The organism is Streptosporangium sp. NPDC049248 (assembly GCF_040678965.1).
Taxonomy (GTDB): domain Bacteria; phylum Actinomycetota; class Actinomycetes; order Streptosporangiales; family Streptosporangiaceae; genus Streptosporangium; species Streptosporangium fukuiense.
In genome coordinates this window covers 59,034-73,562 of the sequence record NZ_JBFAQY010000024.1, presented here as the reverse complement: position 1 = coordinate 73,562, position 14,529 = coordinate 59,034, and the positions used below count along the sequence as shown (strand labels likewise).

Below are 14,529 nucleotides of genomic sequence, written 5' to 3'. Positions count from 1 at the left end.
ACCGCTTCCCGGCACCGGAAAGGAGGCTTGGCGGATGCCGCAGGCCCATGACATCCGGGTGACCGGCGATCGCGTCGAGGCGCTGATCGCCGACCTCGGCACGCTGAGCGACGCCGTGACCCGCGCCAAGGCCGAGGACCTGGTACGGGCCCTCGTCGAGCTGTACGGCGCCGGTCTGGAGCGCGTCGTCGAGATCGTCACCGAGACCGAGGCGGCCGAGGTGCTGCGCCGCCTGGTCGGCGACCCGCTCGTGTCCGGCCTGCTGGTGCTGCACGACCTGCACCCGCTGAGCACGGTCGAGCGCGTTCGCGAGGCGCTGGACGGCGTACGGCCCTATCTGGGGTCGCACGAGGGCGGCGTGGAGCTGCTCGGCGTGGGCGAGGACGGGATCGTGCGACTCCGTCTGGAGGGCACCTGCCACGGCTGCCCGTCCTCGCGGCTCACCGTGACCGACGCCATCGAGCGGGCCATCGGCCAGGCCGCTCCCGAGGTGTCCGGGGTGGAGGTCGAGGGGGTGACCGACGACCGCTCGGAGCTGTTGCAGATCCAGCGCCGAGCGCCCGGCCCGTGCCCGGTGCCGGAGCGGACGCCCGCGCCGGAACCGGTGTCGGGACCGGTGCCGTGACGGCCACCGGGCTGCGCAGGTTCCGCGAGCCGCCCGGAAGGGGCGGTCCGCCGGTGACGCTCTGCGAGCTGTGCGCGGAGCCTGCCAGCGAGGACCACGGCCACGTCGTGAACGTCGAGACCCGGGGACTGCTGTGCGCCTGCCGGGCCTGCCACCTGCTGTTCACTCGTGGCACGGGGGGCCGGGCACGCTACCGGGCCGTGCCTCGACGCTACCTTCACGACCCGCGGTTCCCGCTGAGCCCGGCCGACTGGGACGAGATGCAGATCCCGGTCCGCACGGCGTTCTTCTTCCACAACTCCGTGCTGGGCAGGACGGTCGCCTTCTACCCGAGCCCGGCGGGCGCCACCGAGTCGCTGCTGCCGCTGGAGACGTGGGAGCGCGTTCTGACGGCCAACCCGGCGATGGCCGACGTCCAGCCCGACGTGGAGGCGCTCCTGGTGGACCGCCGCCCCGACGGCGGCTTCGCCTGCCACCTGGTGCCGATCGACACCTGCTACGAGCTGGTCGGCCTGGTGCGGCTGCACTGGAAGGGCTTCGACGGCGGCCAGGAGGCACGGGAGGCCATGGAGGGCTTCTTCGCCGACCTGCGCGGCCGCGGTCGCACCGTGCCGGGCGCCTCTCGGACAAGGGGCTGTGACGGCCGTGGCTGAGCGCGCGTTCGACTGCGTGGGCGTCCGGGCGGAGGCGTACGCCGCCTTCCCGACGCTCGTCTTCCGGCTGCGCGTCACCGACCCCTCCCCCGACGGGGTGCACAGCATCGCGCTCCGCTGCCAGATCCGGGTGGAACCGCAGCTGAGACGGTACGGCGACACCGAGGCGGAGCTGCTCGGCGACCTGTTCGGCGACCCGTCCCGGTGGGGCGACACGCTGAAGCCCCTGCAGTTCGCCAACGTCTCGGTCATGGTCCCGGCGTTCACCGGAAGTACCGAGGTCGACCTGCCGGTGCCCTGCGGCTACGACCTGGAGGTGGCCGCGGGCAGGTACTTCGCCGCGCTGGACGAGGGCGAGATCCCGATGCTCATGCTCTTCAGCGGGACGGTGTTCGCCAGGGTGCCGGGCGGCTTCTCGGTGAGCCAGGTGCCCTGGCACCACGAGGCCCGCTGCCGGCTGCCGGTGGCGGTGTGGCGGGAGCTCATGGACCGCTACTTCCCGGATTCCGGGTGGCTGCGGCTGCGGCGCGACACGCTTCGGGAACTCGGCCGCTTCAAGTCCGCCCGCGCCCTGACCAGCTGGGACGAGACCCTGGAACTACTGCTCAAGGAGGCGCGGCGATGAGCGTACCGATGGACATCGCCCGGCGGGTGGCGGACGCGGTGCTGTACGAGGGCTACCTGCTCTATCCCTACCGTGCCTCGGCGGCCAAGAACCAGGTGCGCTGGCAGTTCGGGGTGCTCGTCCCGCCGGGATTCACCGCGACCGCCGAGCACCCGGCCAGCGTGACCGAATGCCTCCTGGAGGGGGCCACGTACGCCGTGGCGCACCTGAGCCTGCGTTTCCTGCACCTCAGGACGCGCGACGTCGAGCGCGCCGAGGACGACGGCTACTGGCCGGTCCAGCAGCTGCGGAACGGCCAGCGGACCTACCTCAGCTTCGACGAGGCGACCGAGCGGGAGGTGGAGACGGTACTCCCCGTCGCGGGCCTGCTCGACGCCCCCGAGCGGGTGATCGAGGTACGGATTCCCGGGGACCGCGTGATCGAGCCGATCGTGGCGCCGTCCGGGGAGGTCGTGGGACGCGTCGTCTCCGAACACCTGCCGCTCCACGCCGAGCTCAGGGTCTCCGCCGAACTGGTGCCCGGCCCCTACGAACTGGTCAAGCTGCGCGCCCGGGTGGCGAACACCGACGACTGGAAACCGCTGGGCGCGCCGCGCGAGCAGGCGCTGCGGCATTCGCTGATCTCGGCGCACCTGCTCATCGCGGTGACCGCCGGGGCCTTCGTCTCCCTGCTCGACCCGCCGGAATGGGCGCGGCCGGCCGTGGAGACCTGCCGCAACGAGCACACCTGGCCCGTACTCGTGGGCGAGCCCGGCCACCGGGACGTGATGCTCTCCTCGCCGATCATCCTCTACGACCACCCGGACATCGCTCCGGAGAGCCCCGGCACCCTGTTCGACTCCACGGAGATCGACGAGATGCTCCACCTCCGCACGCTCACCCTCACCGACGAGGAGACGCGGGAGGCCCGGGCGACCGATCCCCGGGTGGCCGAGCTCATCGACATGGTCAGCGGCATGCCGCCCGAGCTGGTGGAGCGGCTGCACGGCGCGATCCGCTCGGTGGACGCGACCACGGACCAGCGGTCCTCCGAACCTCCGTGGCAGGAGGGGGACCCCCGGAGTCGGCCGGAGGTTCTCACCCCCTGGTGGGACCCCGCGGGCGATGCCACGGTCTCGCCGGAGACCGACAGCGTGACGGTCTGCGGGGTGGCCGTCTCCAGGGGCAGCAGGGTCCGGCTGGTTCCCGGCAGGCGGCGCGCCGACGCCCACGACATGTTCCTGGCCGGCAGGACCGCACGCGTCGAGGCGGTGCTCCTCGATCTCGACGGCGCTCACCACCTGGCCGTCACCCTCGACGAGGACCCGGGCGCCGACCTGCACCGATCGCACGGCCGGTTCCTCTACTTCGCCCCCGACGAGGTCGAGCCGCTCCCGGACGACTCACCCACCGGCGGACCGGCCCCGGGCGGCTCCGCCTCGGAGGGATCGCTCGGCGAGGAGGCCGGCGCATGAGGATCCTGGTGGCCGGTGTGGGGAACGTCTTCCTCGGCGACGACGGTTTCGGGGTCGCGGTGGCCAGGCGCCTGGCAGACACCGACCTGCCGGAAGAGGTCGAGCTGCGGGACTTCGGCATCCGGGGCATCCACCTGGCCTACGAGCTGACCGGCGGTGGGTACGACAGCACGATCCTCATCGACGCGGTATCCCGCGACGGCCCGCCCGGCACCCTGTACGTCCTCGAACCGACGGCGGGCGAGACGCCGGGCTCCTTCGCCGACGCGCACTCGATGACACCCGAGACCGTGCTGTCGCTGGTGAACACGCTCGGTGGCGGGGCAGGCCGCGTCCTGCTCGTCGGCTGCCAGCCCGCCGACACCTCACCGGGCATGGAGCTCAGCGCGCCGGTCGCGGACGCCGTCGGCAGAGCGGCGGACCTGGTCGTCGAACTGGCCGGGCAACAGATCGCGATGGCACTCGCCGCCGCGGGACACGAGGAGGAACGAACATGCTGAGACGCCTTCTGGCCGGGTCGGCGCTGGCGGGAGCGGCCGTACTGCTCTACCTGGCATTTCCCGATATCAAGCGCTATCTGAGGATGCGCAACATGTGACACATCCAGCCCCTGGGACATCGAGCTCGAACGAGAGGAAACAGCCGTGCACGAATTCGGAATCGCCGAGGCGATCCTCGCCGCCGTGGAGAAACGGGCGGACGGCAGGAGGGTGCGGCGGGCGCGAGTGCACGCGGGCGCCCTGCTCCGGGTCACCGAACCGGTGATCAACCAGGCGTTCTCCGCGGTCGCCGACGGGTCCGTGGCCGAGGGCGCCAGAGTGGACCTGGTCATCGTCCCGGTGCGGATGACCTGCCGCTCCTGCGGGAGCACGTCCACCTCCGTCGACCCCTTCGCCGTCTGCGCGGGGTGCGGCGGCACCGATATCGACACCGAGGGCGGCGACGACCTCGTCCTCGAATCCATCCAGATGGCGGAGGCCGCTCATGTGCCTGGGAATTCCCGGGGAGATCGTGGAGATCCTGTCCGACCGTCCTGACCTGGCCATGGTCGACGTCGGCGGCGTCAAGCGCGCCATCAACATCGGCCTGCTGGAGGGCGAGTTCGTGGCACCCGGCGACTGGATCCTCATCCACGTCGGGTTCGCGCTGTCGAAGATCGACGAGGTGGAGGCCAGGGCCGCGCTCGACTTCCTGGAGAGCATCGGCCAGGCGTACGAGGACGAGATCGAGGCCCTCCGAGAATCCATGATCGAAGAGGAGTGAGAGTCGATGCGTTTCGTCGACGAGTACCGCGACGCGGAGAAGGCCCGGATGCTCGCCGCGCGGATCGCCGCACTCTGCGAGCCGGGCCGCGACTACAAGTTCATGGAGGTGTGCGGCGGGCACACCCACACGATCTACAAGCACGGCCTGGAGGACTACCTGCCCGAGGCCGTCACACTGGTGCACGGCCCAGGCTGCCCGGTCTGCGTCATCCCGATGGGACGGATGGACGACGCCATCCACATCGCCGGGCAGCCAGATGTGATCATGACGTCGTTCGGCGACATGATGCGGGTACCCGGCGGGAACGGCTCCTTCCTCGACGCCAAGGCGCGGGGTGCCGACATCCGGCTGGTCTATTCCCCGCTGGACGCGCTGAAGATCGCCCGGCAGAACCCCGCCAAGCGGGTGGTCTTCATGGCCATCGGGTTCGAGACCACGGCGCCCTCGACGGCGATGACCGTCCTGCGCGCCGAGGCCGAGGGGGTCGAGAACTTCTCGATCTTCTGCAACCACGTGACGATCATCCCCGCGATCAAGGCGATCCTGGACTCCCCCGACCTGCGTCTGGACGGGTTCATCGGCCCCGGCCACGTCTCCACCGTGATCGGCTGCCGGCCGTACGAGTTCATCTCGCGTGGCTACGGCAAGCCCCTGGTGGTGGCCGGTTTCGAGCCGCTGGACCTGTTGCACACGGTCTACCGCCTCCTCGCGCAACTGGCCGAGGGGCGCTCCGAGGTGGAGAACCAGTACGCCCGGGTGGTCCCGTGGGACGGGAACCCCAAGGCTCTGCACGTCATCAACCAGGTGATGGAGCTGCGACCGTACTTTGAGTGGCGCGGGCTGGGGTTCATCTCCCACTCGGCCCTCAGGGTCGCCGAACGGTACGCCGCCTTCGACGCCGAGCGGATCTTCCAGATCCCCGGCGGGCGGGTGGCCGACCCGAAGGCGTGCCAGTGCGGCGAGGTGCTCAAGGGAGTGCTCAAACCCTGGGAGTGCAAGGTGTTCGGCACCGCGTGCACACCGGAGACACCGATCGGCACCTGCATGGTCTCGTCCGAGGGCGCCTGCGCGGCGTACTACAACTTCGGCCGGTTCTCGCGCGAGCGCGTCAGGGAGGCGACCCGGAGGTGAACGAAGGGGAGGGTTACGCCGTGCCGGGCGAGGGGCCCGGTGGGAAGCAACAGGTCCTGGACCGGACGACCGGGGCGGACGGCCCGGACACGGCTGACCGGGAGCGGCAGGTCCTGGACCGGATCGAGCGGGTGCGGCGCCGCAAGGCGCGCGTACGCGAGGAGCGCATCACCCTGGCGCACGGCGCCGGTGGCAAGGCCACACACACCCTGATCGAGGCGGTGTTCCTGGAATCGTTCCGCAACCCGATGCTGGAGCCCCTGGAGGACGGCGCGGTCGCCGACGGGCTCGCCTTCACCACCGACTCGTTCGTGGTGACACCGCTGTTCTTCCCCGGGGGCGACATCGGCGACCTCGCGGTGAACGGCACGGTCAACGACCTGGCCATGTGCGGGGCCCGCCCCCGCTACCTGTCGGCCGGATTCATCCTGGAAGAAGGCTTCCCCGTCGCCGACCTGCGGCGCATCGCCGCCTCGATGGCCCAGGCGGCGCGGACGGCGGGCGTGTGGATCGTCACCGGCGACACCAAGGTCGTGCAGCGGGGCAAGGCCGACGGCTGCTACGTGACCACCTCCGGCGTCGGGACGCTGGAGCGGCCCGTCCGGCTGAGCGCCGCCGCCGCGCGGCCGGGTGACGCGGTCCTCGTGTCCGGGCCGATCGGCGAGCACGGGATCACCGTCATGCTGGCCCGGGGAGAGCTCGACATCGAAGCCGACCTGCGCTCCGACACCGCACCGCTCAACGCCCTCACCGACCTGTTGCTGGACGCCTGCGAGGACGGCGCGGTGCGCTGCCTGCGCGACGCGACCCGCGGCGGGGTGGCGACGATCGTCAACGAGATAGCCGGTGCCTCACAGGTCGCCGTCGTGCTCGACGAGGACGCCGTGCCGGTCCGCCCGGCGGTGCGGGGGGCGTGCGAGTTGCTGGGGATCGACCCGCTCTATGTCGCCTGCGAGGGCCGGATGGTCGCGGTGGTGGCCGGGGAGTTCGCCGACGCGGCACTGGCCGCCCTCCGCTCCCACCCGCTCGGCTCCGAGGCGGCGATCATCGGGCGGATCAACGACGACCCGCCGGGGCTGGTCCTGCTGAGGACCTCCTTCGGGGGGACTCGCATCGTCGACCTGCTGGTCGGCGACCCGCTACCGAGAATCTGCTGAGAACAAGCGAATCCATGAGGTTTCACGACATGAGCAAGAAACACAAATCCGAACACCCGGGCAGGCCCGGCAAGGACGCCCCGAGCGAGCGGGATCGCTCCTCCGGCGTGAGCCACGCGAGCGAGGAGGTGGTGCGGTCCGGCAACCTGGCCTTCGGACACCCGCCGGACGACAAGGGCCCCGCGCGTGTGATCTCCGACGTGGAGCGCAAGGGCGTCCCCGCCACCGACACCAAGGCCCGATCCGCCCGCGGGGTCGGCATCAGTGAGCACCGCGGTGCCGAGAAGATCGCCCACAAAGGCGAAAAAGGCCGCAAGAAGCTCGAAACCGACGATAAGGGACGCCCCTACGGTGTCTCCCGTCCCGAGGACATCACCGGGGTCAACCCCCAGAAAACCATAACCAGGGACAATCCCTGAGCCGTGACCGCTCCGCTCCCGAGGTGACCGTTTCACCCCCGGAACCACCCGCCGGGCAGGCCCGGCACTCCCCTCGCCCAGGTGGGTGACGTGCGTGCTCTGGCCGGGCCGGCCGTTCCGGCCCCGGTCAGGGCTCGCGGTCATCGCGCCGGTGGTACCTCGTCAGCTTGGTCTGCTCTTGGGTGTCAGGTTCGGCACGCCGTCGTGGACTTGGGGAGACCGAGCGACTCCGGACGAGCCGGCCGCAGGGGCCTGTTCCGCGAACTCCGTGTCAACCTGCCTGCCAGGCGGGCTACCCGTCGGGTTTGCGGCGGCGCCACCGCGCGCACGCCTCCGCCCAGGAGGCGTCCCACGCCGCGTACCGCCCTCTGTCGAGCAACCATCTGAACACCCGAAAGGCCGACGTCAGCGTGACCGCCGACCCCGCGACGACCAGGAAGGCCGCGGTCGCGCTGCCCGCCAGCGTCCCCGTATGGCTCGCCGGTGGCCTGGTCAGCTCGCCGCGGCCGTCGATCCACACCCGCACGGCCGTACCCGCCCTGGTGCCCGCGGGCACGGCCACCTGGCCCGTCTTCTGCTCCCCGGACGGAGCCCTCCACCGCGCCGGAGCGTGCGATTCCGGCTTTACGCCGTTCTGCCCGCCCCCGGCGGGAACGGTGTCCGGCGCGTCCCGTACCAGGGTCGCCGTCACCGGCCGGCAGCTGCCAGGAGCGGCTCGCTCGGCCCGCAGGCCCCTCTCGTAGACCAGCCGCCCCACGACGACGGCAGGCCAGACGCTGAGCAGCAACAGAACCAGTGTGACGAGCACACCTGCCGCCTCCAGCCGATCGGAGCGACGACGCAGCGGATTCCGCCCCAGCCAGTATCGGCGCACGCGAAGGATCACCCACTGACTCGTGAGCCTCATCATGCACCTCCCCCTCCCCATCACCCTGCGGCGGCGGTGACGGTTCACAACAGGGGCGTATGACCCAGCCTCAGTGGGGCCTTGGACCCCTTTCCCATGGGGCGCGACGCGACCCACGGCCTCTCGCTCGACCGGCTCCCCCGTGAACTGCCCGTATTCGGGATCGAGGGCACCGGCCTCGCTTTCGAGGCCCCTGTCACACCACCGGTCCAGGCCGCGATCCCCGAGCCTCCACGCGCCGGAATCACCGGTTGAATCGGTGGTCGCGGTCCAGCCGGTCCGGGAGCCCCTGTTCGGAGCCGATGACGCGGCGCGCGCGGTCGGCATCGGCTCGCTCCGTCTCGTCCAGCGACAGTTCGACGGCGGCCAGCGCCTCCTCCAGCAGCGGGAGGAGGCGATCTTTGAGGGCGCGGATCCTGCGGTTCGTCGAGGCTGTTTCGGCCGCCACGATCCGTGCGGCCTCCGCGGCGATCGCGTGTTCCAGCCCGGCGCGCAAGGCGGTGCGGTAGGCGTGCCTGGCGGGAACGAGAGCCGTGGTGATCGGGAGGGGCGCCGCGGCGTCGAATCCGGGGATCGCGCAGGAGACCCGGGCCGGATAGCTCGTCCCCACGGCGTCGGCCCAGTAGACGTGCACGTCGGTGAGGCGGTCGTCGGCCGACAGGCGCACGGCCCGTTGGCCGCCGAGCCGGGTCACGCGGAGGAGCCATTCGTCGGCGGCCCGGCAGGCGACGTACCACTCGGCCTGGGTCCGTGCCGCGTTCCGGGAGAGCCGGTCCTGTTCCCGGCGCAGTATCCGCAGTTTCCTGTCGAGTACGTCGAGTCCGTGCCGGACCGCGGTCAGGCGGCGGCGGAGCCACATCCGCCCCGCACGGCCAGGTGGGATCCGTAGCCTCATGGCTCTCCCCGGTATCCGGCTTCCAGTGCTTCCTCGCCGAGCATCGGCAGTTCGCTCCGCGGCAGCGTGGAGACCACGTCCCAGGCCCGGTCGAAGGTCTCCTCCAGAGTGCGGGCCTCGTCGGGCCTCTGGGCCAGCAGGCGTGTTCGGAAGGCCTCCGCCATGGCCAGGTAACGGCGGTCGATCGGGCTCAGCGCGCTCTCCCCCACCAGGTCGGCGAGTTCGCCGGCCTGACGGGCGCGGGACAGTCCTGCCTGGATCTGCGCGGCCAGGTCCAGATGCTCGGGCCTGGTCCGCCCCGCGCCGACTCCCGCGCGCATCATGCGGGAGAGGGACGACAGCGGGTCGATGTGCGGGTACGAGGTGACCTCGCGGGCCAGCAGGATCTGGCCTTCGGTGATGTATCCGGTGAGATCGGGCACGGGATGGGTGATGTCCCCGGCGGGCATGCTCAGCACGGGCAGCACGGTGATGGAGCCGGATCGTCCCCGGATGCGGCCGCACCGTTCGTAGATGGAGGCCAGGTCGCTGTAGAGGTAACCGGGGTAGGCCCGGCGGGCCGGAATCTCGCCACGGGCCGCGGAGACCTCGCGCAGCGCCTCGCAGTAGTTCGTCATGTCGGCCAGTACGACGAGAACGTGACGCCGCAGGACGAACGCCAGATGCTCGGCGACGGTCAGCGCTATTCGCGGCGTGAGCAGCCGCTCGATCACGGGGTCGTCGGCGAGGTTGAGCAGTAGCGTCAGTTCCGCGGCCGACGAACGTCTCTCCAGGATGTCGCGCACAGTCGCCGCGTCACCGTGGGTCAGTCCCATGGCGGCGAAGACGACGTTGAACGGCGCGCCACCGGTGTGGGCCTGGGCGGCCACCTGAGCGGCGAGTTCCAGGTGGGGCAGGCCGCTTTCGGCGAAGATGGCGATCTTCTGGCCGCGGACCAGGGTGGTCAGTGCGTCAATGGCGGAGACTCCGGTGATCACGGGTTCGGCGGGAGGTTCTCGCACGGTGGGATTCATCGGGAAGCCGGCCACCGGGGCGCTGTCGTCACCGAAGATCGGCGGGCCGCCGTCCAGCGGCCGGCCGCGCCCGTTGCAGACGCGTCCCTGCCATCCGGCCCCCACCGGGACGCGCAGCGGGCTTCCGGTGAAGGTGACCCGTGTCGCCTCGGTCCTGAGTCCTCCGGTGCCCTCCAGGACCTGGACGACGGCGATGTCCCGGTCGACGTCCAGGACGAGGCCGTGCCTGCGCTCGCCGGACTCCAGCACGATCGTGGCGTACTCGTCCCAGCCGACGTTCCGGGTGCCCTGAACGACGATGAGCGGTCCGCGCAGCTCTGCCACGCCGGTGTATTCGACGGGAGCCCAAACCGTCACCGCAGCGTCTCCAGATCGTCCAGCACGGTGTCGCGCCGTGCCGGGACTTCTTCCCGCGGTGCCTCCTTCGCCCGCAGGATGGGAGAGAAGTCGCGATCCTCGACCGAGGCGACGGGCACTCCGTGCTCGACCAGGTCCTGGCAGCGCGCCAGGATCGTCAGGAGCGCGTCGGCGATGAGGGCGGTCCGTTCGGGCGGGCAGTACGCGTCCAGCGCGCTCAGCGAGCTCTGCCGCAGGAAGCCCTCCCGCAGCAGGCGCCCGGCCAGCAGGCCGATGCGCTCCCGGGCGGGCAGAGCGCCTGCCCCGACCAACTCGGCCAGCGCGGTCAGCCGGTCGGCCTCGGCCAGCAGGCCGCCCACGCGCGCGCGGCGGGCCGCGTTCTCGGGATCGCCACGGGTCAGGGCATCGGCGTCGCGAGAGAAGGAGTCGCGCCAGGAGATCGCCGGGTAGTGTCGCGCGTAGGCGAGGTCGCGGTCCAGGGCCCACAACGTTCGCACGAACCGCTCCGTCTGTGTTGTGACGGGTTCGGTCAGATCTCCGCCCGGGGGCGAGACGGCTCCGACGATCGTCACCGATCCGGTGGCCCCGCCCAGCGTGATGACCCGTCCGGCTCGCTCGTAGAACGCGGCGAGAGCGGAGGCGAGATCCGCCGGGTACCCCTCCTCGGCCGGAAGGATTCCGCTGCGGGAGGCGAATTCCCGGCGTGCCTCGGCCCAGCGCGAGGTCGAGTCGGCGATGACCACCGCCGCGTAACCCATGTCGCGGAAATGCTCGGCGACCGTGACTCCCGTGTAGATGCTGGCCTCGCGCGCCATCATCGGCATGTTGGAGGTGTTGGCGATCACGACGGTCCGGTCGGAGAGCCGCCCGCCGGTACGTGGGTCCGGCAGCTCGGCCAGCTCGACGACGACATCCGCCATCTCGTTGCCGCGCTCCCCGCAGCCGATGTAGATCACCACGTCGGCGTCACACCACTTGGCGATCTGCTGAAGGAGCACGGTCTTGCCCGTGCCGAACCCGCCGGGCACGGCCGCGGTGCCCCCGAGGCACACGGGCAGAAGCAGGTCGATGACCCGCTGCCCGGTAGTGAGCGGCACCGTCCCCTCCAGCCGCGACAGGTACGGCAGGGCGCGGCGCACCGGCCGGCGGCGGGTCAGCCGGACCTCGGTTCCGCCGACGACCGCGATCACGGCGTCGGCAGGATGGTGGCCGGCCTGCCGGATGGCGGAGACCTCGCCTCCCGGCGACAGGACCAGATAGGCCGGCGAGCCCGCGTCTTCGACGCGCCCGATGGCCGTGCCCGGCGCCGCTGTTCGCCCCTGCTCGACCAGCGGCGTGAACCGCCACGAGCGGGTGGCGGACGCGGGCCCCTGGCTGAACCCGGCCGCGGCCGGGTTCAGCCAGGGGCCCGCGTCGGTGAGAGGCCGGAGCAGACCGTCGTACACCCCGCCCAGCAGGTGAGGCCCCAGCAGAGCCGAGAGGGGAGATCCGCCGCGGTCGGCGGGATCGCCTGGGGCCAGCCCACCGGTGTACTCGTACGCCTGCACTGTGGCGCGGCCGTCCCTCAGCGTGACGATCTCGCCCGGCAGCCTGTGCGGTCCGAGCAGGACCAGCTCGAACATGGCCGCGCCGGTGAGGTCCTCGACTTCGACCAAGGGGCCGTTGACCCGGCTCACGGTGCCCACAGCCGCTCCACCTCCGCTCCGAGTGCGTCAACGGCTCGTGCGGCCAGCGCGCTGAGCGTGCAGTCGACGCGTCGGCCGCGTCCCTCTGCCAGCACGCCGCCGTCAGGCTGCTCTTTCACCACCATGTCCGGCCCTCCGGCGCTGCGGGTCAGCGCGCTCAGCCGGTCGAGCAGCCCGGGGTAACAGGGGTCGTCGCGCAGTGCCCTGACCGCGGCGGCCGACCGTGCGCACAGTTCGTCCAGGGCCTCCCGCTGAGCGGCGAGTTCCGTGTTGCGGGCTCGGCGCTCGGCGTGCACCCGTTCGGTGACCGCATCCGCCCTGGCCTTGGCGGCTCCGTCGGCGCGGGCGTCGGCGAGGATGCTCCGGGCCTCCCGGCGGGCGGCCGCGACCAGTTCGGCGGCCTCCTCCTCGGCCCCGGCCGTGATCTCCGCGGTGTCGATCTCGACCTGCCTGGACAGGGCTTCGGCCAGCGGTGCCAGGGCGTCCCGCATGGTCGTCACGGCGGCATCACCACCGTCAACCTCGCTGTGGCCTGCTCGCCGACGGCCTCGGCCGCCTTCGGGGTGAGGATCACCACGGCGACGTCGTCGCCGAGACAGGTCCATGCCGCACGGGCGGCATCGGGTGTGTCGGCCGGCAGGACGACCACTCCGGCAAGCCGGAAACCCGTCACGCGGACGGTCTCACCGATGACGGCGACGGTCGCCATGGCCGGTCAAGCCCGTCCGATGAGGATGATGCCGATGACGAGCCCGTATATGGCGATCCCTTCGGCCAGGCCGACGATGACGATGGCACGCCCGAACAGTTCGGGCCGCTCGCTCATCGCGGCGAGCGCCGCGGCTCCGGTGTAGGCGACGGCTATGCCCGCGCCGATCGCCGAACCGGCGACCGCGATGGCCGCGCCGAGCAGGGCCGCCCAGTTGCCGCCGGCGGCGGCGTTGACCGTCGCCGTCCCTTGGGCGGAGCCCGCGGTCGCCGCGCAGACAAGCAGGATGACCGAGGCGAGCGCGATGGCCGCGTTGAACGTGTGCAGCCCTCGCCTCAGCCAGACGGACATGGCGTGACCTCCTTGGACGTCGGCGGCAGGTGCCAGGGGCGGAAGGGCCGTCCCTCGGTTTGGAAGACCTTGGAGAACAGTTCGTAGTATTCGAGCCGCAGCGCCTGGACTCCGGCCACGAGCCCTTCGATCGTCAGCGCCAGCGCGTTGCCGAGCAGGAAAAGCGCCGCCGCGGCGGCGGGGGCGGCCGCCCACAGCCCGGTGGTGGCGCCCCAGACGATCGATCCGATGGCGGTGTGGGTGAGGCCGAAGGCGGCGAGCCGGGCGAAGGAGGCGACATTCGCGCACAACCGGACGACCGCGTCGAAGAGCTGGATCGTCGCCTGGGCGGTTCCGCTCGCACCGCCTCCCGCCTCGGCGTAGAACCCGGTGAAAGCCAGGGCCAGTCCCACTGCGGCGATCACGCCACCGGTGACGGTCAGCCAGCCGAGCTTCGCGTACCACCCGAGCAAGGCGAGCCCCAGCCCGAAGAACAGCGCCGAACCTGCGACCCCGGCCGGGGAGTACAGGGTGGCCGGCCAGCCGCCCTCCCGCCACCGGTTCACGACGCCCAGCAGGTAGGCGGCCGCGAGCAGCAACGCGCCACCACCGAGAGCCGCGGCGAGGAGGGTGAGCGGGTCGGCCAGCGGCCGCACCCAGAGCACGGGGACGACGCCCGTGGGGCCGAAGAACTCGCCGTAGAGCAGGCCGAAGAGCATGCTCGCCAGCCCGGCGCCGACGAAGAACGGCCACGCCCGATGAAAACGGGACAGCCATCGCGGACGTTTGCCATAAAGCCCGATCGCCGCGACGAGCAGCAACAGCCCGTGCCCGACGTCGCCGAACATCATGCCGAACATCAGTACGTACGCGCCGACGGCCAGGGGTGTCGGGTCGACGTCGGCGTACGGCGTCGACCCGTAGGTGGTGACGAGCGGGGCCAGGTTGCCGCGCAGTCCCTCGGAACGCAGCAGGGACGGGGCCTCCCTGCCCCGGGGACGGGCGAGCGGCACCACGGCCCCGCCCTCGGGCGCCACCCGGCCCGACAGTTCGGAGACGACTTTGGCGGGCGCCCAGCCCACGAGCGCCGCCACCTCACCGCGGACGACAGCGGTCTTCGAGACCGTCGGCAGCGGCGCGTCAGGCGGCGTGGACAGCTCCACGACCCCCGCCTGCCCCACGATCCTCAGCACGTCGTCCAGCGAACGGGCGGGGGCGACGATCGCCACCCGCTCCATCCGGACGGGCCGCAGCGCCTCTCGCCAGTTCATGGCCCCGGTTCCCGGCGGGTCCGGTCGCGTGA

Annotated in this window: 18 protein-coding genes; 10 read left to right on the top strand and 8 right to left on the bottom strand. The window is 71.6% G+C overall.

From position 1 onward, the window contains the following. The first annotated feature begins 34 nt into the window (after nucleotides 1-34). From AB0K21_RS32975 to AB0K21_RS32930, 10 genes are all read left to right on the top strand, one after another. Nucleotides 35-625, top strand: coding sequence for a NifU family protein (locus tag AB0K21_RS32975; protein ID WP_364155552.1), 591 nt, complete (start codon nucleotides 35-37; stop codon nucleotides 623-625). Further along, nucleotides 622-1,278, top strand: a complete 657-nt coding sequence (locus AB0K21_RS32970; RefSeq protein ID WP_364155550.1) for a DUF5947 family protein — start codon at nucleotides 622-624, stop codon at nucleotides 1,276-1,278. Before AB0K21_RS32975 ends, AB0K21_RS32970 begins: the two co-directional genes overlap by 4 nt. Then, entirely contained in the window at nucleotides 1,271-1,903 is a 633-nt protein-coding gene (locus tag AB0K21_RS32965) for a DUF6084 family protein (protein ID WP_343983462.1), read from the top strand. The genes AB0K21_RS32970 and AB0K21_RS32965 overlap by 8 nt, the downstream gene beginning before the upstream one ends. Continuing rightward, nucleotides 1,900-3,357, top strand: coding sequence for a hypothetical protein (locus tag AB0K21_RS32960; protein ID WP_343983465.1), 1,458 nt, complete (start codon nucleotides 1,900-1,902; stop codon nucleotides 3,355-3,357). The genes AB0K21_RS32965 and AB0K21_RS32960 overlap by 4 nt, the downstream gene beginning before the upstream one ends. Continuing rightward, nucleotides 3,354-3,857 carry a hydrogenase maturation protease gene (locus AB0K21_RS32955; RefSeq protein ID WP_343983467.1) on the top strand — a complete coding sequence of 168 codons (504 nt, stop codon included), beginning with the start codon at nucleotides 3,354-3,356 and terminating at the stop codon, nucleotides 3,855-3,857. The genes AB0K21_RS32960 and AB0K21_RS32955 overlap by 4 nt, the downstream gene beginning before the upstream one ends. Before the next feature lie 144 nt (nucleotides 3,858-4,001). Next, nucleotides 4,002-4,394: a hydrogenase maturation nickel metallochaperone HypA gene (locus AB0K21_RS32950; RefSeq protein ID WP_343983469.1), complete on the top strand. Its 393-nt coding sequence runs from the start codon at nucleotides 4,002-4,004 to the stop codon at nucleotides 4,392-4,394. Then, a complete protein-coding gene (locus AB0K21_RS32945) occupies nucleotides 4,369-4,620 on the top strand; it encodes a HypC/HybG/HupF family hydrogenase formation chaperone (protein ID WP_343983472.1) in 252 nt (83 codons plus the stop codon). Before AB0K21_RS32950 ends, AB0K21_RS32945 begins: the two co-directional genes overlap by 26 nt. 6 nt (nucleotides 4,621-4,626) lie before the next feature. Then, the gene (gene hypD, locus AB0K21_RS32940; protein WP_343983475.1) at nucleotides 4,627-5,754 is read left to right on the top strand and encodes a hydrogenase formation protein HypD; all 1,128 of its coding nucleotides are present in this window, start codon (nucleotides 4,627-4,629) and stop codon (nucleotides 5,752-5,754) included. Continuing rightward, a complete protein-coding gene (hypE, locus tag AB0K21_RS32935) occupies nucleotides 5,751-6,911 on the top strand; it encodes a hydrogenase expression/formation protein HypE (protein WP_364155546.1) in 1,161 nt (386 codons plus the stop codon). Before hypD ends, hypE begins: the two co-directional genes overlap by 4 nt. Nucleotides 6,912-6,940: 29 nt before the next feature. Next, complete coding sequence (locus tag AB0K21_RS32930) at nucleotides 6,941-7,330, top strand: hypothetical protein (RefSeq protein WP_343983481.1); 390 nt, start codon at nucleotides 6,941-6,943, stop codon at nucleotides 7,328-7,330. A 292-nt stretch (nucleotides 7,331-7,622) separates the two neighbouring features. Here the strand turns inward: AB0K21_RS32930 and AB0K21_RS32925 are convergent, their stop codons facing one another. The 8 genes from AB0K21_RS32925 to AB0K21_RS32890 form a co-directional block, all read right to left on the bottom strand. Beyond that, nucleotides 7,623-8,237 carry a hypothetical protein gene (locus AB0K21_RS32925; RefSeq protein WP_343983485.1) on the bottom strand — a complete coding sequence of 205 codons (615 nt, stop codon included), beginning with the start codon at nucleotides 8,235-8,237 and terminating at the stop codon, nucleotides 7,623-7,625. 244 nt (nucleotides 8,238-8,481) lie between these two features. Then, entirely contained in the window at nucleotides 8,482-9,132 is a 651-nt protein-coding gene (locus AB0K21_RS32920) for a V-type ATP synthase subunit D (RefSeq protein WP_364155544.1), read from the bottom strand. Continuing rightward, entirely contained in the window at nucleotides 9,129-10,502 is a 1,374-nt protein-coding gene (locus AB0K21_RS32915) for a V-type ATP synthase subunit B (RefSeq protein ID WP_343983491.1), read from the bottom strand. Before AB0K21_RS32915 ends, AB0K21_RS32920 begins: the two co-directional genes overlap by 4 nt. Further along, nucleotides 10,499-12,187 carry a V-type ATP synthase subunit A gene (locus AB0K21_RS32910; protein WP_364155541.1) on the bottom strand — a complete coding sequence of 563 codons (1,689 nt, stop codon included), beginning with the start codon at nucleotides 12,185-12,187 and terminating at the stop codon, nucleotides 10,499-10,501. Before AB0K21_RS32910 ends, AB0K21_RS32915 begins: the two co-directional genes overlap by 4 nt. Next, entirely contained in the window at nucleotides 12,175-12,678 is a 504-nt protein-coding gene (locus AB0K21_RS32905; protein WP_364155604.1) for a V-type ATP synthase subunit E family protein, read from the bottom strand. The genes AB0K21_RS32910 and AB0K21_RS32905 overlap by 13 nt, the downstream gene beginning before the upstream one ends. Before the next feature lie 5 nt (nucleotides 12,679-12,683). Beyond that, nucleotides 12,684-12,896 (bottom strand): V-type ATP synthase subunit F, encoded by a 213-nt coding sequence (locus tag AB0K21_RS32900; protein WP_364155539.1) that lies wholly within the window; start codon nucleotides 12,894-12,896, stop codon nucleotides 12,684-12,686. A 6-nt stretch (nucleotides 12,897-12,902) separates the two neighbouring features. Further along, entirely contained in the window at nucleotides 12,903-13,247 is a 345-nt protein-coding gene (locus AB0K21_RS32895) for an ATP synthase subunit C (RefSeq protein ID WP_364155537.1), read from the bottom strand. Further along, nucleotides 13,232-14,497, bottom strand: a complete 1,266-nt coding sequence (locus AB0K21_RS32890) for a V-type ATPase 116kDa subunit family protein (RefSeq protein ID WP_364155535.1) — start codon at nucleotides 14,495-14,497, stop codon at nucleotides 13,232-13,234. Before AB0K21_RS32890 ends, AB0K21_RS32895 begins: the two co-directional genes overlap by 16 nt. Nucleotides 14,498-14,529 lie beyond the last annotated feature (32 nt).

Coding starts and splice junctions, on each gene's coding strand:
- AB0K21_RS32975 (WP_364155552.1), top strand. CDS start 35: ATGCCGCAGGCCCATGACATCCGGGTGACCGGCGATCGCGTCGAGGCG.
- AB0K21_RS32960 (WP_343983465.1), top strand. CDS start 1,900: ATGAGCGTACCGATGGACATCGCCCGGCGGGTGGCGGACGCGGTGCTG.
- AB0K21_RS32955 (WP_343983467.1), top strand. CDS start 3,354: ATGAGGATCCTGGTGGCCGGTGTGGGGAACGTCTTCCTCGGCGACGAC.
- hypD (WP_343983475.1), top strand. CDS start 4,627: ATGCGTTTCGTCGACGAGTACCGCGACGCGGAGAAGGCCCGGATGCTC.
- AB0K21_RS32930 (WP_343983481.1), top strand. CDS start 6,941: ATGAGCAAGAAACACAAATCCGAACACCCGGGCAGGCCCGGCAAGGAC.
- AB0K21_RS32925 (WP_343983485.1), bottom strand. CDS start 8,237: ATGAGGCTCACGAGTCAGTGGGTGATCCTTCGCGTGCGCCGATACTGG.
- AB0K21_RS32920 (WP_364155544.1), bottom strand. CDS start 9,132: ATGAGGCTACGGATCCCACCTGGCCGTGCGGGGCGGATGTGGCTCCGC.
- AB0K21_RS32905 (WP_364155604.1), bottom strand. CDS start 12,678: ATGCGGGACGCCCTGGCACCGCTGGCCGAAGCCCTGTCCAGGCAGGTC.
- AB0K21_RS32900 (WP_364155539.1), bottom strand. CDS start 12,896: ATGGCGACCGTCGCCGTCATCGGTGAGACCGTCCGCGTGACGGGTTTC.
- AB0K21_RS32895 (WP_364155537.1), bottom strand. CDS start 13,247: ATGTCCGTCTGGCTGAGGCGAGGGCTGCACACGTTCAACGCGGCCATC.
- AB0K21_RS32890 (WP_364155535.1), bottom strand. CDS start 14,497: ATGAACTGGCGAGAGGCGCTGCGGCCCGTCCGGATGGAGCGGGTGGCG.